The sequence below is a fragment of the Micromonospora echinaurantiaca genome, assembly GCF_900090235.1.
Classification (GTDB): domain Bacteria; phylum Actinomycetota; class Actinomycetes; order Mycobacteriales; family Micromonosporaceae; genus Micromonospora; species Micromonospora echinaurantiaca.
The window spans coordinates 6,665,588-6,685,550 of sequence record NZ_LT607750.1; the positions used below are offsets into that span (position 1 = coordinate 6,665,588).

Below are 19,963 nucleotides of genomic sequence, written 5' to 3' on the forward strand. Positions count from 1 at the left end.
AGAACACCCTGCCGCCGTCTCTACGCACTACTGCGTAGGGTTGGGGAATGATGCCGGTGTCCATGGTCGGGCGCGCCGGTGAGCTGGCCGAGCTCGACCGGGCCTGGTCCACCGTGGTCACCGGTCGGCGTACCGCCCCGACCGTGGCGGTGATCAGCGGCGACGCCGGGGTGGGCAAGAGCCTGCTGGTCGCGGCCGCCGTGGACAGCTTCAGCCCGCGACCGGCGGTGCTGCTCTCCGGCGCGGCCCGGGTGCACGACCCGGCGCCGTACGACTGGCTGGCCGCCGTGCTCAGCGGGCGGGACACCAGCGCGCTCGACCTGCCCCCGGACGCGCTCGCCTGGCTGGCCCAGCAGCCCACCGCGCCGCGCGAGCGGTACGCCCCGGGCGCCCTGCTCCGACTCGCCGTGCGGACCGTCCGGCTGCTGGTCGGCGCCGGCCCGGCCGTGCTGGTGGTGGAGGACCTGCACGCGCTCGACCCGGCCAGCCTGAACCTGCTCGGCGAGCTGGCCGCCGCCGCCGAACTGCCGGCGCTGCTGCTGGTGGCCACCCGGCCCGCCGCGGACGCGGTCGCGCCGGACCTCGCGGCCCGCGCGCTGGCCCGGCTCTGCGGGGTGCCGGGCGCGGTGCGCCAGCGCCTCGGCCCGCTGCGCCCGGCCGAGGTCGCCGAGGTGCTGACCCAGGTGTACGACGGGACGCGCCCACCCGCCGCGCTGGTGCGCTCGGTCTGCGCCCGCACCGGCGGCAACCCGTACGCGCTGACCGAGCTGCTCGCCGCACACGCGGGCCAGGAGCCGGCGGCGCTGCTGCGGTCACCGGTGGCGCCGGCCTCCCGGGCCCCGGCGGAGCCCTTGGCCGGCGGCGAGGTGGAGCTGACCTCCCGGGAGTTGGAGGTGCTCGGCTGCCTGGTCGCCGGGATGTCCAACAAGCAGGTGGCCCGGGAGCTCGGCATCTCGGTGCGGACGGTCACCGTGCACGTGTCCAACCTGCTGCGCAAGACCGGGGCCGCGTCGCGTACCGAGGCGGCGATCTGGGCGGTGCGGCACCGGCTGCCCGCCCCGGTCGACGGCTGACCGCGCCCGCACGGTGTGGCGGGGGCGGGTGTGCCGGGGTCAGCGACGCGGGTAGCGGAGCAGCAGACTGGCCGCCACCTCCTCGTCGCCGACGGCGGCGTACAGGTGCGGCACGTCCGACGTCCAGCGCAGGTGCCCACCGGCCGCCGCGGTGAGCGGCGCGTCCACCGGACCGGCGCGCAGGACGCCGGCGAAGACGGTGACGTGCTCGGTGACGCCGGGCTGGTGCGCGGGGGAGAGCTGGCCCGGGCCCGGCGCGACCCGCATCCGGTACAGCTCGTAGGTGGCGTCGGCGTCGTCGAAGACCTCCAGCAGGGTGGCGCTGACCGCCGCCCCGCGTACGGTCGGCGTCGCGGCCGGCCCGGAGAGCACAGCGGTCAGCGGTACGCCGAGCTGCGCGGTCACCGCGTATAGCGTCTCCAGGGTCGGGTTGCGGGTGCCGTTCTCCAGCCCGGAGAGGGTCGCCTTGCCCACCCCGGCCAGCCGGGCCAGCGCGGAGAGCGAGATCCCGCGTTCCTCGCGGAGCGCCCGGACCCGCCGGCCGACCTCGGCGGCACCCGAGTCGGCGCCCTGGTCGGCACCGGCACCAGCACCAGGGCCAGCACCCGAGCCGGCACCCGGGTCGGCGCCGGGGTCGGGGGTCGTTCGGCGGGTTGGAGAGGGCTGCGGCACCCCGCTATGGTGCTACACGACTGGTGTTCCGTTTACGGAACGATGACGTACGGGCAGCCGGCGGAGCGCCGGGGTGGGAGGCGGGGATGGCCGGGCTGACCCAACCGGTGCTGGCCGGGGTGGTGACCGCGCTGGTCGGCTTCGCCAGTTCGTTCACCGTGGTGCTGGCCGGCCTGCGGGCGGTCGGCGCCACCGACGCGCAGGCCGCCTCGGGGCTGCTCGCGCTCTGCCTCGCGTCCGGCCTCTGCGCCGCCTGGCTCGGGCTGCGGCACCGGCTGCCAATGAGCATCGCCTGGTCCACCCCGGGTGCGGCGCTGCTGGTGGCCACCGGCCCGATGCCCGGGGGCTGGCCGGTCGCGGTCGGGGCGTTCCTGGTCTGCGGCGGGCTGATCGTGGCCGCCGGGCTGTTCCCGGTGCTCGGCCGGGCCGTCGCGGCGATCCCGCAACCGGTGGCCGGGGCGATGCTGGCCGGCGTGCTGCTGCCGCTCTGCACCGCGCCGGTCCGCGCGCTGGTCGAGGTACCCCGGCTGGCCGTGCCGGTGGTGGCGGCCTGGCTGCTGCTGCACCGCTTCGCGCGGCGCTGGGCGGTGCCCGGGGCGCTGGTGGTGGCGGTGGTGGCGATCGCGCTGACCACGCCGGCCGCCGGCCTCGGCGACGTCGGGCTGCGGCCGGTGGTCGAGTTGACCGCCCCGGCCTGGGACGTCGCCGCGCTGGTCGGGCTGGCGCTGCCGCTGTTCCTGGTCACCATGGCCGCGCAGAACGTGCCCGGGACGGCGGTGCTGGTCGGCTACGGTTACCGGCCGCCGCTCGGCTCGGCGTTGCGGGTCACCGGGCTGGCCAGCGCCGCCGCCGCGCCCGTCGGCGGGCACGCGGTCAACCTGGCCGCGATCACCGCCGCGCTGGCCGCCGGGCCGGACGCCCACCCGGATCCGGACCGCCGCTGGATCGCCTCGGTGACCGCCGGGGCCGGGCTGGCCCTGCTCGGCCTGGGTGCCGGGGCGGCCACCGCGCTGGTCGCGCTCTCCCCGCCGGTGCTGATCGAGGCGGTCGCCGGGTTGGCGCTGCTCGGCGCGCTGGCCACCGCGCTCACCTCGGCGCTCGCCGAGCCGGCGGCGCGCGAGGCCGCGGTGGTCACCTTCGTGGTCACCGCCTCCGGGGTGACGCTGCTCGGCGTGGGCGGCGCGTTCTGGGGCCTGGTCGCCGGCGGCCTGATGCTCCTCCTCTTCCACCGCCGCCGCACCCCACCCCCAACCCCCACCGAACCCCCCACCCCGCAGCCCCCGGCCCCGACGCCGGCCGCGCCGGCAACCGAGATCGTCTGATGCTCAGCAGGTGCCAGCACCCCTTCCGGCCCTGCCCAGCAGCAGACGATCTTCGAGGGCTGGTGAGCCGGCGGTCACTCCTCCGGGGGTAGGTCGGTGGCGGGGACGGTGAGGCGGACGCGGTCGTCCGCGATCGCGGCGATCTGGTCGGCCAGCACGTAGACCGCGCCGGTGCGAACCAGGTCGGTGGAGACCTTCAGGTAGCCGCTGTGCAGCAGCCGGGCCGCCAGGTCGGCCGGTACGTCCGGCTCCTCGACCGCTGTCGACTCGATCAGCTCGTCCAGGCTGCTGCCCGGGTCGGCGGTCGGCGCCTGCACGGTCACCGCGTTCGGGTCACCCCGCTGGACCAGGTCCACGGTGCCGACCTCGGTGCCGGCGGCGTCGATCACCCGCATTCCGGTGGTGACCCTGGAGATGGTCGGCTGCTGCCCGGTGCCCTGCTGGTTCATTGTGGCGCGGTTCCCGGGCCGGCGCGCCGCTAAACGCCGCCCCGGTCACGCCCCGCCAGCCGCCGCCCCGGTCAGGCCCCCGTCGACCAGCCGCCGGGCGGCCGGGGGGAGAGTTCCCGCCAGGCGTCCGTCCCGTCGAGCAGCGCCCGGACCGTCTCCTCGGCCTCGTCGGCACTGGCGTACTCGTAGAACTGGGAGACCCCCTCGGCGCCACCGGCGCGCTGCTCGACGTACCAGCGGTCGGCGTCCACCCGGAGGAAGACGTCCCGCCGGGCCAGTCGCCCCCATTTCCCGTTCCACCAGTGCTTTCGCTGCTCCATGGCGGGACTCTATCGAACACACGTACGAGAATGTGCGACCCCCACGGGATTCCCATGGGGGCCGATGTGCGGATGCCGGATTCAGCGTGCGGTGGGCGGTTCCGGCCGCCGGCCGAGCACGTCGTCGAGCGCGCCCCGCTGCTGACCCGGGGTGGTGTGCCCGGCGGCGACCAGGGCGTCGCGGATCTCGGTGAGCAGCTTGACCTCCTCGCTGGGCGCGGCGGGCGGCGGCTCCTCGCCCCGCTTGCGCCGCTCGGCCAGCCTGTTCATCGGGTAGACCACCAGGAAGTACAGCGCCGCCGCGGTGAGCAGGAAGGTGATCACCGCGTTGACGAACGCGATCCAGTCGAAGGCGATGCCCCGGAACTTCGGGGCGGTCCCGGCCAGGCCCTTGTCGCTGCCGGTGATCAGCAGCACGAAGACCCGGATCAGCGGTTCCAGGAACGACTTGGTGAGCTGGGTGACCACGCCCGTGAACGCGGCGCCGATGACGACGCCGACCGCCAGGTCGACGACGTTTCCGCGCATGATGAAGTCTTTGAAGCCCTTGAGCATCCGTACTCCCGAGGTGTCCGGTCTTCCGTCCGGGACAACCTATGCCCCGGGCCCGGGCTCCAGAAAAGCGCCGGCCTCGATGGCGGCCCGCGCCGGGTCGCCGGCCCGGATCGCCTCCACCAAGCGGGAGTGGTCGACGTAGCGCTCCGGCGCCAGGGCGCCGCCCATCGCCTGGGCGACGGTGCTGCGCAGCGCGGCGCCGACCGAGGCGTACAGCTCGGCGAGCATGCCGTTGTGCGCGGCGGCGACCACCGCGGTGTGCAGCGCGGCGTCGGCCTCCACGAACTCGTCGACCCGGCCGCCGCGCCAGGCCGCCTCGCGGACGGCGAGCGCGGCGTCGAGCGCGGCCAGATCCTCGGGCGTACGCCGCAGCGCGGCGAGCCGGGCCGCCTCCACCTCGAAGGCGCGGCGCACCTCGACCACCTCGGCCATCCGGTCGTCGGTGAGCCGGCGGGCCACCACCGGGGCCAGCTCGTCGGTGGACACCACGTACGTCCCGGAGCCCTGCCGGCACTCCAGCACCCCGGCGTGCACCAGGGCACGGACCGCCTCGCGGACGGTGTTGCGCCCCACCCCGAGCGCCGCGACCAGCTGCGGCTCGGTGGGAATCCGGCCGCCCACCGGCCACTCGCCGCCGAGGATCCGCTCCCTGAGCTGCTCGATGGTCTGCCGGACCCGGTGCCCGCGGGGCGGCACGGTGACGGAATCAACCGGCGGTGGCACTGGTTACAACTCCTGCCCGGAATTCATCCCATGATTGTAGGTTCGGACGCATGACCCCGCCAACCACCACCGCCGCCGTCGACGCCGGAGCCTCGCCGCGTTCCGGTCGGGAGACGATCGCCGGGCCGGACGACCTGCCCACCCCGGTCGGCGCGGCGGCGGATGAGACGGCTCCCGCCGCCGGACCGTCCGGCGCCACCCCCGCGTCGGTCGGCCCGGTCGCCGGTGGCCTGCTCGTGCTCGTCGGCATGCTGCTCGTCGCGCTCAACCTGCGGGCCGCCATCACCAGCCTCGGCGCCCTGCTTGACGAGGTGCGCGACGGCCTGGCCCTCTCCGGTGCGCTGGCTGGGCTGGTGACCACCCTGCCCGCGGTGGCCTTCGCCGTCTTCGGGGCGCTCACCCCTCGGCTGGTCCGTCGGCACTCCCCGGCCCGGGTGCTGGTGGTGGCGATGACCATCCTCGCCGCCGGTCAGCTGGTCCGCGTCGGCACGGACTCCGCGCTGGTCTTCATCGCCGGCAGTGCCCTCGCGCTGGCCGGGATCGCGGTGGCGAACGTCCTGCTCCCGCTCCTGGTCAAGCAGTACTTCCCGCACCGCATCGGGCTGGTCACCGGGGCGTACTCGATGACGTTGACGGTGGGGGCGGCGGTGGCCGCCGCGGCGGCGGTGCCGGTGGCGCACGTGTTCGGCACCTGGCGGGCCGGGCTCGCCGTCTGGGCCGGACTGGCCCTGGCGGCCCTGCTCCCGTGGGTGCCGCTGGCGCTGCGGGCGCGGGCCGCCCGGCGGGCGGCGACCCCGGCGGCGGTGGCGCCCCGGTCGAGCCGGATCCGGCCGGGACGGACCCGGCTCGGCTGGGCGATGGCGGTCTACTTCGGGACGCAGTCGCTGGGCGCGTACGCGATCATGGGCTGGCTGGCCCAGCTCTTCCGCGACGCCGGCTACCGCCCGCAGGACGCCGGCCTGCTGCTCGCCGGGGTGACGGCGTTGGGCGTGCCGATCGCGCTGCTCATGCCGACCCTGGCCGGCCGGCTGCGCACGCTGCACCCGCTGGTGCTGATGCTCTCCGCCGCGATGGCTCTCGCCTACGTCGGGATGGCCGTCGCGCCGCACGACGGGGCGCTGCTCTGGGTGGTGCTGCTCGCGATCGGGCAGAGCGCCTTCCCGATGATCCTGGCGACCATCGGGCTGCGCGCCCGGACCACCGAGGGGACGGTGGCGCTCTCCGCGTTCAGTCAGAGCGTCGGCTACCTCGTCGCGGCCCTGGGCCCGCTGCTGGTGGGCATCCTCTACGAGGCGACCGGCGGGTGGACCGCGCCGATCGGGTTCCTGCTGGTCGCGCTCGCGGTGCAGACCGGCGCGGGCATGGTGATCGCCCGTCCCCGACACATCGAGGACGAGACGTGAGCCGGAACGCTCAGGAGGAGGCCGGGGTCGGGTCGCCGGCGACGGCCTGCTCGACCGTGGGGTAGGTGTGCAGCACCTCGACCAGGCCGCTGACCTCCAGGATGCGCAGCACCCCGCGCTGCGGGGCGGCCAGCCGCACCACGCCGCCGGCCTCGTCGCAGCTGTTCTTGGCCCGGACGAAGACCGACAGCCCGGTGGAGTCGCAGAAGGAGACCTCCGCCAGGTCGAACACCAGCCGGCTGCGGCCCTTGTCGAGCAGATCGGTGATCTGGTCCTGCAGCTGCGGAGCGGTCGCCATGTCCAGCTCGCCCGCGACCGACACGACGACCACGTCGCCGCGCTGTTCCGTGTGCACCGTCAAGGACATACGCCAGACCTCCTGTTATCGGTGGAACGTTATCCCACCGGGCAAGGAGTAGCAGAACGGGAGCCGGGATCCGGTGCCACCGGTCATACCGTTGCCATGCGGCAAGTAGCTGACGGTGTTGCGGTGATAGAGTCCGCCGGGTCCAGGTCGAGGGGGGTTGCCATGGCGCTGAGCGCCGAGGAGAGCGGTCGACTGGCCGATCTGCTGACCGAGCACGCCGAGCGGGTCACACAGCGCTGGACCGAGATCGTCGCCGGTTCGTTGCGCGGCCGGCTCAGCCAGGCCGAGCTGCGCCGGCAGGTGCAGGAGCTGCACCAGAGCATGGTCACCGTGAGTGGTCACGGGGTCCTCGACCTCGAGGCGGAGCGTGCCGCCGAGCTGCGCGCCGTGCTGGCCGAGCTGTCCCGGGGCCGGGCCCGGCAGGGCTTCTCCGCCACCGAGACCGCGATCAGCGTGTTCGCGGTCAAGGACGTGCTGCTGGAACTGATGGAGGAGAACGGCGGGGCGGCGAGCCTGCGCGACTACGTCGCCTTCTCCGGCCTGGTCGACCAGATGGGCCTGTTCACCTTCGAGAGCTTCGTCCGCACCCGGGAGAGCCTCATCGCCGACCAGGCGGAGCAGCTGCTGGAGCTCTCCACCCCGGTGGTGAAGCTCTGGGAGGGCGTGGTCGCCGTGCCGCTGGTCGGCACGCTCGACTCGGCCCGGGCCCAGGTGGTGATGGAGCGGCTGCTGCAGACCCTGGTCGACACCGGCTCGCCGTACGCGATCATCGACATCACCGGCGTCCCGGCGGTGGACACCCAGGTCGCCCAGCACATCCTGAAGACCGTGGTGGCCGCCCGACTGATGGGGGCCGACTGCATCATCTCCGGCATCCGCCCGCAGATCGCGCAGACCATCGTGGCCCTCGGCATCGAGTTCGGCGACATCGCCACCAAGGCCAGCCTGGCCGACGCGCTGCGGCACGTCCTGCGGCTGACCGGCGTGGAGACCGGTCGCCGGCAGCTCCGCCGGGAGGCGTGATGGAGCGGGTGCCGATCCTCAAGATCGGCGACATCCTGCTGGTCTCCATCCAGGTCGACATGTCCGACCAGACAGCGGTCCAGCTCCAGGAGGACCTGGCCGAGCGGATCGTCGCCACCGGCAGCCACGGCGTGATCATCGACATCACCGCGCTGGACATCGTCGACTCGTTCGTCGGCCGGATGCTCTCCACCATCGCCTCGATCTCCAAGGTGCTGGACGCCGAGACGGTGGTCGTCGGGATGCGGCCGGCGGTGGCCATCACGCTGGTGGAACTCGGCCTGTCGCTGAACGGCATCCGGACGGCGCTCAACGTCGAACGGGGCATGGAACAGATCGCGGCCGCCCGCGCCGACGAGTCCGAGATCGAGTTCGACGACGAACCGGACGCCGAGACGACGGCCTCGGCATGACCACCGGCATCGACCTGGGCCACCCGCAGGCGCAGGCGATCCAGAGCGACGAGGACGTGGTGCGCGTCCGGCAGCTGGTGCGGACGGTGGCGGTGGCCGCCAAGCTCTCCCTGGTCGACCAGACCAAGCTGGTCACCGCGGCCAGCGAGCTGGCCCGCAACACCCTGGTCTACGGCGGTGGCGGCGCGGTCGAGGTGAGCGTGGTGGACAACGGCCGCCGGCGGGGCGTCCGGATCCTCTTCGCCGACTCCGGGCCGGGCATCGCCGACCTCGACCTGGCGCTCACCGACGGCTACACCACCGGCGGTGGGCTGGGCCTCGGGCTCAGCGGCGCGCGCCGGCTGGTCGACGAGTTCGACATCCAGACCGCGGCGGGTGCGGGCACCCGGGTGACGGTCACCAAGTGGTCCCGATGACCGAGGACGCCGTCCCGGACCGCGGCGTCTGGTTCCGGGTGGAGACCAGCAGCGCGGCCAGCGCCGTACGGCGGGCCGCCGAACGCCTGGCCCGGCAGTTGGGGATGGGCGAAGCCGGTACCGCCGACCTGGCCATCGTTGCCGCCGAGCTGACCAGCAACCTGGTCAAGCACGCGGAGGAGGGCAACCTGCTGCTCCGCCCGGTGCGGCGCGAGGGCGAGGCCGGCGTGGAACTGGTGGCCGTCGACTCGGGGCCCGGGATGGCCGACCTGACTCTCTCCTCCCGCGACGGGCACTCCACCACCGGCACCCTCGGCATCGGGCTCGGGGCGATCGTCCGGCAGGCGACCTGGTTCGACGGCTACTCCCGGCCCGGCCGGGGTACGGTGCTCGCCGTGCAGCTCTGGCCCGGTCAGTCGGACGCCGAGCGGCCCTGGGTCGGCGGCCTGACCCGGCCGTTGACCGGCGAGTCGGTCAGCGGCGACGCGTTCGCCGCGCGGGTGGTCGAGGGCCGGCACCAGGTGCTCGTCTGCGACGGCCTGGGGCACGGCCCGCTGGCGTCCGCCGCCTCCGACGCCGCCCTGGCCGCGTTCCGCGCCGCCCCGCCCGGGCCGCCGGCCGCCGTGGTCCGGCACCTGCACGGGGCGATGTCGCACACCCGGGGCGCCGCGCTCGCGGTCGCCGAGCCGGATCCGGCGGCCGGTGTGCTGCACTACAGCGGGCTCGGCAACATCTCCGCCGCCGTGGTCGGCGGGGACGGCCGCCGTCGAGGTCTGGTCTCGCTGCCCGGCATCGCCGGGCACCAGCGCCCGGCGGTGCGGGAGTACGACTACCCCTTCGATGCCGACGCGCTGCTGGTCATGCACAGCGACGGGGTGGCCGACCGCTGGCAGCTCGCCGATTACCCCGGGCTGGCAGAGCGGTCGCCGCTGGTGATGGCCGCGACGCTGCTACGCGACGCCGGCGTCCGCCGCGACGACGCCTGCGTCCTGGTCGCCCGGGCATGGACGTGAGTGATTCGGCCCCGCTGCTGCAGTTGGCGCTGCGGGTGGAGCACGACATCTTCCTGGTGCGCCAGCGCGGCCGGGAGGTGGCGGCCGTCGTCGGGCTGGAGCACCAGGACCAGGTCCGGATGGCCACCGCGCTCAGCGAGGTGGCGCGGGACCTGCTGCGTACCTCCGGCGGAGCCGACGTGACGTTCCGCCTGACCGATGACGCCGATGTCGGTAGGCGTCAGCTGCGGGTGGACCTCGCCCCGGTGACCCCGCTGCCCGACGGCCGGTACGAGCCGGAGTCGGCAGCGGTGGCGCGGCTGGTGGACAAGTTGGGCGTGGTCACCGGGAAGGGGGATACGGTCGTGATGATGTCCCGACGTGTCCCGGTCGCCGCCCCCACGCTGACGCCGGAGCGTCTCGCCGAGATCCGTGCCGAGCTCGCGCGCAGCGCTCCGGGCAGCGCCGTGGACGAACTCGCCGCGCAGAACCAGCAGCTGATCGCCGCGCTGGACGAGGTACGCAGCCAGCGCGACGAGCTGGCGGTGCTGAACGACGAGTTGCAGGAGACCAACCGCGGTGTGATGGCGCTCTACAACCAGCTCACCGAGGAGCTGGAGGAGACCAACCGCGGCGTGGTGGCGCTCTACGCCGAGCTGGACGAGAAGTCGGCCCAGCTGCGCGCGGCGAGCGAGTCGAAGAGCCGGTTCCTGGCCAACGTCAGCCACGAGCTGCGCGCCCCGGTCACCGCGATCATGGGGCTGGGCCGGCTGCTGGCCGACTCCGCGTCCGACCCGCTCACCGCCGAACAGGCCCGCCAGGTCGGGCTGATCCGCTCCTCGGCGGCCGACCTGCTCGCGTTGGTCAACGAGCTGCTCGACCTGGCCAAGGCGGAGTCGGGCCGGATCGAGCCGGACTGGACCGAGGTGGACCTGCGACCCGTCTTCGGCCAGCTGCGCGGCACGTTGCGGGCCCTGGCCACCGGGCCCGACGTCGCGCTGGTGGTGGAGGAGCCGCCCACGCCGGCCACGCTGCGCACCGACGAGGTGCTGCTCGGCCAGGTGCTGCGCAACCTGCTGCACAACGGGCTCAAGTTCACCCAGCGCGGTGAGGTGCGGCTGCGGGCGCGGCGGGAGGGCGACCGCTGGCTGCTGTCGGTCAGCGACACCGGGCCGGGAATCCCGGAGGAGCTGCACGGACGGATCTTCGAGGAGTTCTACCAGGTGCCGGGCGCGACCCGGGTCGGCGGCACCGGCCTCGGTCTGCCGTACGCCCGGCGGCTCGTGACGCTGCTCGGCGGCACCCTGGAGCTGGCCAGCGAGCCGGGCCGGGGCAGTACGTTCACCGTCACCCTGCCCGTGGGCGGAGCGTGACGGTGGAGGGCGGCCCGGCGACCGTACTGGTGGTCGACGACAGTCGCACCAAGCGGTACCTGCTGGTCAGCTGGCTGAGCCGGGCCGGGTTCACGGTGCTGGAGGCGGAGAACGGCGGCGAGGCGCTGGCCCGGGTCGAGGCGGAGCCGATCGACCTGGTGGTGCTCGACGTACGGCTGCCCGACCTGAGCGGCTACGAGGTCTGCGAGCGGATCAAGGCCGCGCACCCGGCGATAGCGGTGATCCACGTGTCCGCGCACGCGGTGGACGTGCGGGACCGCGCGCAGGGCCTGACCCGCGGCGCGGACTCGTACCTGGCGGAGCCGATCGAGCCGGAGGAACTGGTTGCCACCGCGCACGCGGTGCTGCGTTACTACCGGGCCCGGCAGCGGGCCGAGTTCCTGGCCGAGCGGCTGCTCGGGCTGGCCGACACCACCGTGGCGGTGCACTCGGCACAGAACTTCACCCGGCTGCTCGAAGAGGCGGCGGCCGGTGCCGCGCAGATCTTCAAGAGCCCGGCCGCGGTGGTGGCGGAGACCTTCGACGGCGACTGCCTGGCCGGGGTGGCCTCCGGGCCGGACGCCGAGGCGGTGATCGTCCCGTGGATCGTGGACGACACCGGGGTGCCCACCGGGTCGACCGTCCGGGTGCAGGACCCGGCGGGCTGGGACCTGCTCGGGTGGCCGGCCGGGGACACCGTGACGGTGGCCGCCGCCCGGCTGCGCGACGACCGGCCGCCGCTCTACGTCGTGGTGCCCACCAGCACCCAGACCTACCGCACGCCGGTGCTGGTGCAGCTCGCCCAGTCCGTCGCCGCGGCGGTGGAGGCGCAGCGCTCGTTCGACGAGGAACACCGGATCGCTGTCACCCTCCAGCGCAGCCTGCTGCCCCAGCGGATCCCCGAGGTCAACGGGCTCGACCTGGCCGTCCGCTACGAGCCGGCGAGCGCGCGGACCGAGGTGGGCGGCGACTTCTACGAGCTGGTCATGCTGGACGGGCACCTGCTGCTGGCGATCGGTGACGTGGCGGGCCACTCGCTGCACGCGGCGACCGTGATGGCCGAGCTGCGGCACGCGGTGCGGGCGTACGCGGTGGAGGGGCACCAGCCGGGCGAGATCCTGCACCGGGTCAACGAGCTGATGCGGACACTGCTGCCGAACGAGCTGGCCACCATCTGCGTGCTGCTGCTGCACCCGCCCACCGGACGGGTCCGGCTGGCCAGCGCCGGCCACCTGCCGCCGCTGCTGGTCGTCGACGGCAAGGTCGAGTTCGTACAGCACCACGCCCCGCTGCTCGGGGTCCGCGCGCAACGTCCGGCCGACCTGGAGTTCGTGCTGCCGGCCGGGGCGACCCTGGTCTTCTACACCGACGGGCTGATCGAGCGCCGGGACGCCACCATCGACGAGGGCCTGGCCGCGCTGGCCGCCTGCGCCGCCGAGGTCGAGGACGACCTGGACCGGTTCTGCCAGCGGCTGCTGGTCCAGCTGGCGCCGTCGGAGATCCAGGACGACGTCGCCGTGGTGGCGCTGCGCCGCCGCTGACCCGAGCCCGCGGCCGGCCCGTGCCGCGCTCGCGGCTCGGCCCGGACGGTCACCGGGTCGCGGGGCCGCGCCGCTCCGGTCAGCTGACCGAGCGGGCGTAGGCCGCGGGGGAGACGCCGGTGACGGCGGTGAACTCGCGGACCAGGTGGGCCTGGTCGCTGTAGCCGAGGTCGGCGGCGAGGGCCGCCCAGTCGAGCGGCCCGCCGGCCGCCTGCTCGATGGCCTCCTGGAGCCGGTAGCGCCGGATCACCCACTTCGGGCTCACCCCGACGTGGTCCAGGAAGAGCCGTTGCAGCCGCCGGGTGGAGACGTCGTGCCGGGCGGCGAAGTCATCCACCCGCACCAGGCTCCGGTCGGTGCGGATCTCCTCGACCAGCGAGATCACCTCCTCGGTGACCGGGTCCGGTTCGGGCGACCAGCCGGTGAGCAGGTCGTCCAGGGCACGGCGGCGCTCGGCGTCCGTACCGGCGCAGCGGCCGGACCCGGCCGGCCCGCCGGCGGCGGGTGGCCAACGGTCGGCGAGGTCGGCGAACGGCCAGCGCCGGCCGGTGAGTTCGGCGACCGGCCGGCGCCAGAAGGGATGGAAGCCGCCCGGCCGGAACTGCACGCCGCTGACCCGCCCGGTGTCGCGCAGCGTGATCGAGAAGAGTTTCAGCCCGACGCCGGCCACCTCGGCCCGCTCGGGCCCGGCGCCGTCCCGCTGGAAGACCACGTTGACCGCGGGGTGCGGCACGACGTGCTGCACGAAGGGTTCGGTCAGCTCCCAGTCGACGAACCAGTAGTGCTCGACCCACGGGCGGAGCGCCACGGCGGGCAGGTGCCGGCGGAAGCGGACCTGCCGCAGCAGCCGGGCCGGGTCCAGGATGCCCCGGCTGTCCCGTCGCGGCTGCTGTCGCATTTCTTCAAGACCGCCCTCATACGCTGGCTTTATGGCTACCCAGACTAGTGATCTGCTGGCAGCGGCAGCGCCGCGGACCGTCGCGGTGGTCCGCGCCGTCGCCGACGAACAACTACACGTGCCCACCCCGTGCAGCGATTACACGGTGCGCGACCTGCTCAACCACCTCTACCAGGTGGTGGTGAACTTCCAGGAGCTCGCCGCGAAGCGGAGCGTGCAGTGGGCCGACAAGCCCGACCATCTCAGCGAGGGCTGGCGGGACCGGTTCGAGGTGGAGACGCGGCGGTTGGTCGACGCCTGGTCCGACCCGGCCAGCCTGGAGGGCGTCTCGCCGGGGATGGGCATGCCGCAGGCCGTGATCGGCGGCATGGTGCTGCTGGACCTCACCGTGCACGGCTGGGACCTCGCCGTGGCCACCGGCCAGTCGTACCGACCGGCGCCGGAGGTGGTGCCGGCACTGCACGAGCTGGTGGAGCAGTTGGCCCCGCAGGCCCGGCAGATGGGCGTCTTCGCCGAGCCGGTGCCGACCGACGCCGGCCTGCCCGACCTCGACCGGCTGCTCGGCCTGACCGGCCGGGATCCCGCCTGGACCGCCTCGGCCTGACCGGCCGCGGCCTGACCGCCCTCCGAGGCCCGCGCGGCACCCGTCCGCGCGGGCTTCGTTGACAACGACTATTCGCTCAGTGAATAGTGGCGGACGTGTCCACTCCGCACGTCCTGCTCGGGCTGCTCGCCACCGGCACCAAGCACGGCTACGAGCTCAAGCGCGCGCACGACGAGCGGTTGCCCCGGGCCCGTCCGCTGGCCTTCGGGCAGGTCTACGCGACGCTCGGCCGGCTGCAACGTGACGGGTTGGTGGCGGCGGCCGGGCAGGAGCGCCAGGGCGGCCCGGAGCGCACCGCGTACGAGCTGACCGAGCAGGGGCGCGCCGCGCTCGACCGGTGGCTGGGCGCGGTCGAGCCACCGATGCCGTACGTCACCAGCACGCTCTTCGCCAAGGTCGTGGTGGCCCTGCTGGTGGCCGACGTGGACCGGGCCCGGGCCTACCTGGTCGCCCAGCGCGGGGCGCACACCGAACGACTGCGGGAGCTGACCGCGGTCAAGACGTCGCCGTCGGCCACCCTCGACGACGCCGTGGCGGCCGATTACGCCATCGCTCACCTCGACGCCGATCTCCGGTGGTTGCGCACCACCCTCGACCGGGTCGCCGACTGGCACCGGGAGGTGCACTCGTGACGCAACTTCAGGCTCGCGCAGTGGTCAAGGCGTACGGGCCGACGCCCGCCCTGCGCGGCGTCACGCTCGACGTGGCCGATGGGGAGATCGTCGCCGTCACCGGGCCCAGCGGCTGCGGCAAGTCCACCCTGCTGCACTGCCTCGCCGGGATCCTGCGGCCGGACGCGGGCGAGGTGAGCTGGCGGGGCGAGCGGATCGACACCTGGTCCGAGGCGGCCCGGTCCCGGCTGCGTCGCACCGAGTTCGGGGTGCTGTTCCAGTTCGGTCAGCTCGTCGCCGAGCTGACGGCGGCGGAGAACGTCGCGCTTCCGCTGCTTCTCGCCGGCACGGGGCGGCGAGAGGCGCGGACCGCGGCGCTCACCTGGCTGGACCGGTTCGGGGTGGCCGAGGTGGCCGACGCCCGGCCGGGCGAGATGTCCGGTGGCCAGCAGCAGCGCTGTGCCACCGCCCGCGCGCTGGTCACCGAGCCCCGGGTGCTCTTCGCCGACGAGCCGACCGGCGCGCTGGACACGCTCGCCGGCGAACAGGTGCTCACCCAGCTGGTCCGGCTGGCCCGCCAGCAGGGCACCGCGGTGGTGCTGGTCACCCACGAACCGCGGATCGCCGCGTACGCCGACCGCGAGGTGGTCCTGCGCGACGGCATGGTGGACCACACCGGGCTGGGGCTCGACGTGCCGCTGGCCGGCGGTCACCGGTGAGGCCGGCGACGCTGCTCCGGCTGGCGCTGGCCGGCACCCGCACCGACACCGCCCGGGTGGTGCTGACCGGGCTCAGCGCCGCGCTGGCCACCCTCGCCGTGCTGGCCGCGCTGACCGTGCTGGCCATCCCGGAGGTGCCGGGCGACCCATGGGCGCAGGCCGAGCAGTACCGCAACAACCTGCTGCGTGAGCCGGGGCTGCGGGGCGGCACCGCGTTCGCGTTGTTGCTGCTCACCATCCCGGTGCTGGCGCTGGCCGGGCAGTGCGCCCGGCTGGGCGCACCGGCCCGGGACCGCCGGCTGGCCGCGCTCCGGCTGGCCGGCGCCACCCCGGGCCAGGTGACCCGGGTGGCCGTGTCCGAGACCGGGCTGGCCGCCCTGCTCGGCACGCTCGCCGGGCTCGCGGTCCATCTCGGCGGGCGCCAGCTGCTGCACCGCCCGGACGAGCGGGGTCTGCTCGCGCTCCCCACCGACGTGCTGCCGCCGGTCGGCGCACTGGTCGCGGTGGTGCTCGGGCTGCCGCTGGTCGCGGCGGCGGCCACCGCGCTGCTGCTGCGCCGGGTCACCACCACGCCCTTCGGGGTGGTCCGGCGCACCGGCCAGCGGCGTGGACCGCGACCCTGGCCCGGTCTCCTGATCGGGCTGGGCCTGGCTGCCGGCGTGGGCGCCCTGCCGCTGCTGCGCACGGGTGACGGCCTTGGGAGCGGGGCGGCCCGCTGGCTGGTGCCCACGGTCGTGCTCGGGGGCGGGTTCGCCGCCGTGCTCGGCGTGGTGCTCGGCACCGGCTGGATCTCGTACGTCTCGGGGCGGCTGCTGCACCGGCTCGCCCGCCGCCCGGCGATGCTGCTGGCGGCCCGGCGGCTGATGGCCGACCCGTGGGCCGGCAGCCGGACCTTCGCCGCCCTGCTCGCCGCAGTGGTCTTCGGGGCGGGCGCCGCGGCTCAGCGGGCCTACTTCGCGCTCAGCGACCGGGTGCAGCGCCAGGAGCACCGGCTGGTCGGCCTCGACGAGGGCGCGAACCCGTTCTACCTGCGCACGATGAATCTGGTCGACCTGGCCGTGGCGGTGGCCGTGACGATCGCCGCCGGCGGCCTGCTGGTCGCGCTGGTCGAGGGCATCGTCGCCCGCCGCCGGGCGTACGCGGCGCTGGTGGCGGGCGGGGTGCCGCGGAGCGTCGTCGGCCGGTCCATCGCCTGGCAGGCGCTGGTGCCGGCCGTCCCAGCGATCCTGGTCGCGATGACCGTCGGGCTGCTGCTCGGCCGAGCCTGGTCCGGCCCGGTCTCCACGGGCACGGTCAGCGGGATGGTCTGCGACGCCGGGCCGGAGCTGTGCGCGGACCCGGCCACCCGGGCGCGGTACGAACGTCTGGTCGAGCCGGTCCGCCGCCAACTCACGCCCGACGTACCGCTGGAGCAGTTGGCGCTGCTCGGCGCGGGCGCGCTGGCCGCGGTGCTGGTCACCGTCGGTGTCGGTCTGCTCTTCCTGCGGTCCAGCACAGCGGTGGAGGAGCTGCGGACGACCTGACGCGGTGTAACGCCCGACGGTGCCGGGGCGCTGTCAGCACCGGAAGGCCCGGTCCTCGGGCCCGCGCCCGGATCGGATCGGGCGCGCGTGGCAGCGGGAGAGTGCACCAGATGCGGAACCAGCCGGGCGAGCCGACGCCGGTGTTCGTGGACGGCACCGGCCGACGCCGACGGGTCACCGTCATCGCCGGCAGCGCCATGGGCGTCGGGCTGCTGGCCAGCCTGGCGTTGATCCTCGCCGGCCTGTTCCTGGACACCTCGGTGTCGGTCCCCGGCTGGTCCGACGACCGGCCGCCGGCGGGCGTCGACGGCCGCGCCGAGCTCGGGGAGGCCTCCCTGATCACGCCGGGCCCGTCGCCGGTGACCAGCACCTCGGCGCCGGCGCCGACCGGCTCGCCGACGACCGGCGTGCGGCCCACCTCGGTCCCGTCCGCAGCGCACCCCACCGCCTCGGACCACCCCGGGCTGGGCGACGAGCGGCGCGAGAACACCGGGAAGCCGTCGAAGTCGCCGGGCAAGCCGAGGTAACGGTGGCGCGACACGTCGCCCGCCGGGACCCGCGGGCGCACTGGATCCTGCTCCTGCTCGGGCTGGTGCTGCTGCTGGCCGCGCTCACCCTGAACGGCCTGGTGACCGGGCTGGCCGGCGGTTCCGGCCCGGCGGGCGGCGGCGCGGGCGCCGGCGCGGCGGCCGGCGTGCCGAAGCAGGTCACCTCCGGAGGCCCGGTGCTGCGGCTGGACCGGCCCGAGCCGGTCGACCGCACGCTGCCGGACCGGACCATCGCGCTCACCTTCGACGACGGACCGGACCCGCGCTGGACCCCGCAGGTGCTCGACGTGCTGCGCCGGCACCGCGCCCACGCCACCTTCTTCGTGGTCGGCGCCCGGGTCAACGAGCACCCGGACCTGGTCCGGCGGATCCTCGACGAGGGACACGAGATCGGCTCGCACACCTTCACCCACGCCGACCTCGGCGGCGCACCGCAGTGGCGGCGGGACCTGGAACTCTCGCTGACCCGCAAGGCGGTCGCCGCTGCCACCGGCCGGGAGGTGACCCTGCTCCGGCCGCCGTTCTCGTCCAGCCCGCAGGCGTTGACCGGGCCGGAGTACGCGGCGCTGCGCGCCGCCGCCGGCAGCGGCCACGTCGCGGTGCTCGCCGACCGGGACACCAAGGACTGGCAACGCCCTGGGGTGCCGGCCATCGTCGAGGCGGCCACCCCGGCGAAGGGGCGGGGCGCGGTGGTGCTGATGCACGACGGCGGCGGCGACCGGGCCCAGACGGTCGCCGCGCTGGACCGGCTGCTGCCCGAGCTGACCGGGCAGGGCTACCGGTTCACCACCGTCTCGGCCGGCATCGACGCGCCCGGGTCGATGCTGCCGGCCGCCGCGAGCAGCCGCTGGAGCGGCACCGCGCTGCGCTGGGCCCAGCTCGGCGCCGGTGGGCTGGCCACGGCGATGAACGTGCTGCTCGGGATCGCGTTGGTGCTGGGGGTGGCCCGGCTGGCCGTCCAGGTGGTCTGTGCCCAGCGGCACGTGCGGCGGGTCCGCCGGCCGAAGCACCGCCGGCCGCCGGTCACCGTGCCGGTCTCGGTGATCGTGCCGGCGTACAACGAGGCGGCCAACATCGCGGCGACCGTCCGGTCCCTGGTGGCCAGCGCCTATCCGGCGCTGGAGGTGATCGTGGTCGACGACGGCTCCACCGACGGCACAGCGGACATCGTGGAGCGGATGCGGCTGCGCGGGGTGCGGGTCCTGCGGCAGGCCAACGCCGGGAAGCCGGCGGCGCTGAACACCGGGATCCGGGCCGCCCGGGCCGACCTGCTGGTGCTGGTGGACGGCGACACGGTGTTCCAGCCGGACACCGTGTACCGGCTGGTGCAGGGCTTCGCCGACCCGACCGTGGGCGCGATCTCCGGCAACACCAAGGTCGCCAACCGGCGCCGGCTGCTCGGCCGGTGGCAGCACCTGGAGTACGTGATCGGCTTCAACCTCGACCGCCGGATGTATGACGTGCTGGAGTGCATGCCGACCATCCCGGGCGCGATCGGCGCGTTCCGCCGGCAGGTGCTGCTCGCCGTCGGCGGGGTGCCCGCGGACACCCTCGCCGAGGACACCGACCTCACCATGCGGGTACTGCGGGCCGGCTGGCGGGTGGTCTACGAGGAGGCGGCGATCGCCTGGACCGAGGCGCCGTCGTCGCTGCGTCAGCTCTGGCGGCAGCGCTACCGCTGGTGCTACGGCACCATGCAGGCGATGTGGAAGCACCGGCACGTGCTGCGCGAGCGGGGCGCCGGCGGCAAGCTCGGCCGGCGCGGCCTGCCGTACCTGGCCGTGTTCCAGCTCGTGCTGCCGCTCACCGCGCCGGCGGTGGACGTCTTCGCCCTCTACGGCCTGCTCTTCCTGCCCTGGTCGTCGCTCGCCCTGGCCTGGGCCGGGCTGCTGCTGCTCCAGGCGCTCACCGCCGGCTACGCGCTGCGGCTGGACCGGGAGCGGCTCGGGCCGCTGTGGAGCCTGCCGTTGCAGCAACTGGTCTACCGCCAGGTGATGTACCTGGTGGTGGTGCAGTCGGTGGTCACGGCGGTGATCGGCAACCGGCTCCGCTGGCAGCGCATGGTCCGCACCGGCGAGGCAGCCGCCCTCGTCACCGGCCGCTCCGCCTGACCCCGCCTCCCCGCATCCCGCACGTACCGAGAAAGAGTGGCCGCTCTTCGCGGAATGGCCACTCTTTCTCGGTACGAGCGCGGTTGTAGTGGGCCGGGCGGGTCAGGTGGGGGCGTCGAAGAGGCCGGTGGACCAGGAGATGGCCAGGCCGACGAGGGCCGAGCAGCAGCAGACCAGCAGCGCGGCGGCGACCACGCCGAGGACCAGCCAGGCCGGTCCGCGCCGGGACACCGGCTGCTCCGCCGGAGCCTCCGGACCGGGCGGCTCCGCGTCCGCCCGGTCGTCGTCGAGGGTCATCGCGGACGCC

Annotated in this window: 23 protein-coding genes; 15 read left to right on the forward strand and 8 right to left on the reverse strand. The window is 74.8% G+C overall.

Features of this window, described 5'->3' with window-relative positions:
- Positions 1–47: 47 nt before the first annotated feature.
- Positions 48–1,073: a LuxR C-terminal-related transcriptional regulator gene (locus GA0070609_RS30300; RefSeq protein ID WP_088996947.1), complete on the forward strand. Its 1,026-nt coding sequence runs from the start codon at positions 48–50 to the stop codon at positions 1,071–1,073.
- A gap of 39 nt (positions 1,074–1,112) precedes the next feature.
- Here GA0070609_RS30300 and GA0070609_RS30305 read toward each other — a convergent pair whose 3' ends face one another.
- Complete coding sequence (locus GA0070609_RS30305; RefSeq protein WP_231928463.1) at positions 1,113–1,745, reverse strand: helix-turn-helix domain-containing protein; 633 nt, start codon at positions 1,743–1,745, stop codon at positions 1,113–1,115.
- A gap of 86 nt (positions 1,746–1,831) precedes the next feature.
- Here GA0070609_RS30305 and GA0070609_RS30310 point away from each other — a divergent pair, with 86 nt between their 5' ends.
- On the forward strand, positions 1,832–3,067 hold the full coding sequence (locus tag GA0070609_RS30310; RefSeq protein WP_088996948.1) for a benzoate/H(+) symporter BenE family transporter: 1,236 nt from the start codon (positions 1,832–1,834) through the stop codon (positions 3,065–3,067).
- 74 nt (positions 3,068–3,141) lie between these two features.
- Here GA0070609_RS30310 and GA0070609_RS30315 read toward each other — a convergent pair whose 3' ends face one another.
- The 4 genes from GA0070609_RS30315 to GA0070609_RS30330 all read right to left on the reverse strand — a co-directional run bounded on the left by GA0070609_RS30315 (position 3,142) and on the right by GA0070609_RS30330 (position 5,114).
- Positions 3,142–3,516, reverse strand: coding sequence for a hypothetical protein (locus GA0070609_RS30315; RefSeq protein WP_088996949.1), 375 nt, complete (start codon positions 3,514–3,516; stop codon positions 3,142–3,144).
- A 71-nt stretch (positions 3,517–3,587) separates the two neighbouring features.
- Positions 3,588–3,836, reverse strand: coding sequence for a hypothetical protein (locus GA0070609_RS30320; RefSeq protein ID WP_088996950.1), 249 nt, complete (start codon positions 3,834–3,836; stop codon positions 3,588–3,590).
- Positions 3,837–3,917: 81 nt separating this feature from the next.
- A complete protein-coding gene (mscL, locus tag GA0070609_RS30325) occupies positions 3,918–4,391 on the reverse strand; it encodes a large conductance mechanosensitive channel protein MscL (RefSeq protein WP_088996951.1) in 474 nt (157 codons plus the stop codon).
- Positions 4,392–4,430: 39 nt separating this feature from the next.
- Positions 4,431–5,114: a FadR/GntR family transcriptional regulator gene (locus tag GA0070609_RS30330; protein WP_088996952.1), complete on the reverse strand. Its 684-nt coding sequence runs from the start codon at positions 5,112–5,114 to the stop codon at positions 4,431–4,433.
- 50 nt (positions 5,115–5,164) lie between these two features.
- Here GA0070609_RS30330 and GA0070609_RS30335 point away from each other — a divergent pair, with 50 nt between their 5' ends.
- Positions 5,165–6,517, forward strand: coding sequence for an MFS transporter (locus GA0070609_RS30335; protein ID WP_088996953.1), 1,353 nt, complete (start codon positions 5,165–5,167; stop codon positions 6,515–6,517).
- 10 nt (positions 6,518–6,527) lie between these two features.
- Here GA0070609_RS30335 and GA0070609_RS30340 read toward each other — a convergent pair whose 3' ends face one another.
- Entirely contained in the window at positions 6,528–6,884 is a 357-nt protein-coding gene (locus GA0070609_RS30340; protein ID WP_088642031.1) for an STAS domain-containing protein, read from the reverse strand.
- 162 nt (positions 6,885–7,046) lie between these two features.
- Between GA0070609_RS30340 and GA0070609_RS30345 the strand changes: the two genes are divergently transcribed.
- Genes GA0070609_RS30345 through GA0070609_RS30370 form a run of 6 tightly spaced genes read left to right on the forward strand, consistent with a single transcriptional unit; the run spans position 7,047 to position 12,642 of the window.
- Complete coding sequence (locus tag GA0070609_RS30345; RefSeq protein WP_088996954.1) at positions 7,047–7,907, forward strand: STAS domain-containing protein; 861 nt, start codon at positions 7,047–7,049, stop codon at positions 7,905–7,907.
- Entirely contained in the window at positions 7,907–8,320 is a 414-nt protein-coding gene (locus tag GA0070609_RS30350; RefSeq protein ID WP_088996955.1) for an STAS domain-containing protein, read from the forward strand. The genes GA0070609_RS30345 and GA0070609_RS30350 overlap by 1 nt, the downstream gene beginning before the upstream one ends.
- Entirely contained in the window at positions 8,317–8,736 is a 420-nt protein-coding gene (locus tag GA0070609_RS30355; RefSeq protein ID WP_088996956.1) for an ATP-binding protein, read from the forward strand. Before GA0070609_RS30350 ends, GA0070609_RS30355 begins: the two co-directional genes overlap by 4 nt.
- Positions 8,733–9,749 carry a SpoIIE family protein phosphatase gene (locus GA0070609_RS30360; RefSeq protein ID WP_088998057.1) on the forward strand — a complete coding sequence of 339 codons (1,017 nt, stop codon included), beginning with the start codon at positions 8,733–8,735 and terminating at the stop codon, positions 9,747–9,749. The genes GA0070609_RS30355 and GA0070609_RS30360 overlap by 4 nt, the downstream gene beginning before the upstream one ends.
- The gene (locus GA0070609_RS30365; protein ID WP_408630615.1) at positions 9,746–11,101 is read left to right on the forward strand and encodes an ATP-binding protein; all 1,356 of its coding nucleotides are present in this window, start codon (positions 9,746–9,748) and stop codon (positions 11,099–11,101) included. Before GA0070609_RS30360 ends, GA0070609_RS30365 begins: the two co-directional genes overlap by 4 nt.
- 2 nt (positions 11,102–11,103) lie before the next feature.
- Complete coding sequence (locus GA0070609_RS30370) at positions 11,104–12,642, forward strand: fused response regulator/phosphatase (protein WP_088996958.1); 1,539 nt, start codon at positions 11,104–11,106, stop codon at positions 12,640–12,642.
- Between the two features lie 79 nt (positions 12,643–12,721).
- Here GA0070609_RS30370 and GA0070609_RS30375 read toward each other — a convergent pair whose 3' ends face one another.
- On the reverse strand, positions 12,722–13,540 hold the full coding sequence (locus GA0070609_RS30375) for a helix-turn-helix domain-containing protein (RefSeq protein WP_088996959.1): 819 nt from the start codon (positions 13,538–13,540) through the stop codon (positions 12,722–12,724).
- Positions 13,541–13,571: 31 nt separating this feature from the next.
- Between GA0070609_RS30375 and GA0070609_RS30380 the strand changes: the two genes are divergently transcribed.
- From GA0070609_RS30380 to GA0070609_RS30405, 6 genes are all read left to right on the forward strand, one after another.
- On the forward strand, positions 13,572–14,144 hold the full coding sequence (locus GA0070609_RS30380; protein WP_088996960.1) for a TIGR03086 family metal-binding protein: 573 nt from the start codon (positions 13,572–13,574) through the stop codon (positions 14,142–14,144).
- A 95-nt stretch (positions 14,145–14,239) separates the two neighbouring features.
- A complete protein-coding gene (locus tag GA0070609_RS30385; protein WP_088998058.1) occupies positions 14,240–14,776 on the forward strand; it encodes a PadR family transcriptional regulator in 537 nt (178 codons plus the stop codon).
- Complete coding sequence (locus GA0070609_RS30390) at positions 14,773–15,474, forward strand: ABC transporter ATP-binding protein (protein WP_088996961.1); 702 nt, start codon at positions 14,773–14,775, stop codon at positions 15,472–15,474. The genes GA0070609_RS30385 and GA0070609_RS30390 overlap by 4 nt, the downstream gene beginning before the upstream one ends.
- Positions 15,471–16,997, forward strand: a complete 1,527-nt coding sequence (locus tag GA0070609_RS30395; RefSeq protein ID WP_088996962.1) for an FtsX-like permease family protein — start codon at positions 15,471–15,473, stop codon at positions 16,995–16,997. The genes GA0070609_RS30390 and GA0070609_RS30395 overlap by 4 nt, the downstream gene beginning before the upstream one ends.
- Before the next feature lie 110 nt (positions 16,998–17,107).
- The gene (locus GA0070609_RS30400) at positions 17,108–17,524 is read left to right on the forward strand and encodes a hypothetical protein (protein WP_157748333.1); all 417 of its coding nucleotides are present in this window, start codon (positions 17,108–17,110) and stop codon (positions 17,522–17,524) included.
- Positions 17,525–17,526: 2 nt separating this feature from the next.
- Positions 17,527–19,656 carry a bifunctional polysaccharide deacetylase/glycosyltransferase family 2 protein gene (locus GA0070609_RS30405; protein ID WP_088996964.1) on the forward strand — a complete coding sequence of 710 codons (2,130 nt, stop codon included), beginning with the start codon at positions 17,527–17,529 and terminating at the stop codon, positions 19,654–19,656.
- A 102-nt stretch (positions 19,657–19,758) separates the two neighbouring features.
- On the opposite strand, the gene GA0070609_RS30410 is transcribed toward GA0070609_RS30405, so the two are convergent.
- Positions 19,759–19,953 (reverse strand): hypothetical protein, encoded by a 195-nt coding sequence (locus tag GA0070609_RS30410; protein ID WP_088996965.1) that lies wholly within the window; start codon positions 19,951–19,953, stop codon positions 19,759–19,761.
- Positions 19,954–19,963 lie beyond the last annotated feature (10 nt).

Coding starts and splice junctions, on each gene's coding strand:
- GA0070609_RS30300 (WP_088996947.1), top strand. CDS start 48: ATGATGCCGGTGTCCATGGTCGGGCGCGCCGGTGAGCTGGCCGAGCTC.
- GA0070609_RS30310 (WP_088996948.1), top strand. CDS start 1,832: ATGGCCGGGCTGACCCAACCGGTGCTGGCCGGGGTGGTGACCGCGCTG.
- GA0070609_RS30315 (WP_088996949.1), bottom strand. CDS start 3,516: ATGAACCAGCAGGGCACCGGGCAGCAGCCGACCATCTCCAGGGTCACC.
- GA0070609_RS30320 (WP_088996950.1), bottom strand. CDS start 3,836: ATGGAGCAGCGAAAGCACTGGTGGAACGGGAAATGGGGGCGACTGGCC.
- mscL (WP_088996951.1), bottom strand. CDS start 4,391: ATGCTCAAGGGCTTCAAAGACTTCATCATGCGCGGAAACGTCGTCGAC.
- GA0070609_RS30335 (WP_088996953.1), top strand. CDS start 5,165: ATGACCCCGCCAACCACCACCGCCGCCGTCGACGCCGGAGCCTCGCCG.
- GA0070609_RS30340 (WP_088642031.1), bottom strand. CDS start 6,884: ATGTCCTTGACGGTGCACACGGAACAGCGCGGCGACGTGGTCGTCGTG.
- GA0070609_RS30345 (WP_088996954.1), top strand. CDS start 7,047: ATGGCGCTGAGCGCCGAGGAGAGCGGTCGACTGGCCGATCTGCTGACC.
- GA0070609_RS30350 (WP_088996955.1), top strand. CDS start 7,907: ATGGAGCGGGTGCCGATCCTCAAGATCGGCGACATCCTGCTGGTCTCC.
- GA0070609_RS30355 (WP_088996956.1), top strand. CDS start 8,317: ATGACCACCGGCATCGACCTGGGCCACCCGCAGGCGCAGGCGATCCAG.
- GA0070609_RS30360 (WP_088998057.1), top strand. CDS start 8,733: ATGACCGAGGACGCCGTCCCGGACCGCGGCGTCTGGTTCCGGGTGGAG.
- GA0070609_RS30375 (WP_088996959.1), bottom strand. CDS start 13,540: ATGCGACAGCAGCCGCGACGGGACAGCCGGGGCATCCTGGACCCGGCC.
- GA0070609_RS30380 (WP_088996960.1), top strand. CDS start 13,572: ATGGCTACCCAGACTAGTGATCTGCTGGCAGCGGCAGCGCCGCGGACC.
- GA0070609_RS30400 (WP_157748333.1), top strand. CDS start 17,108: ATGCGGAACCAGCCGGGCGAGCCGACGCCGGTGTTCGTGGACGGCACC.
- GA0070609_RS30410 (WP_088996965.1), bottom strand. CDS start 19,953: ATGACCCTCGACGACGACCGGGCGGACGCGGAGCCGCCCGGTCCGGAG.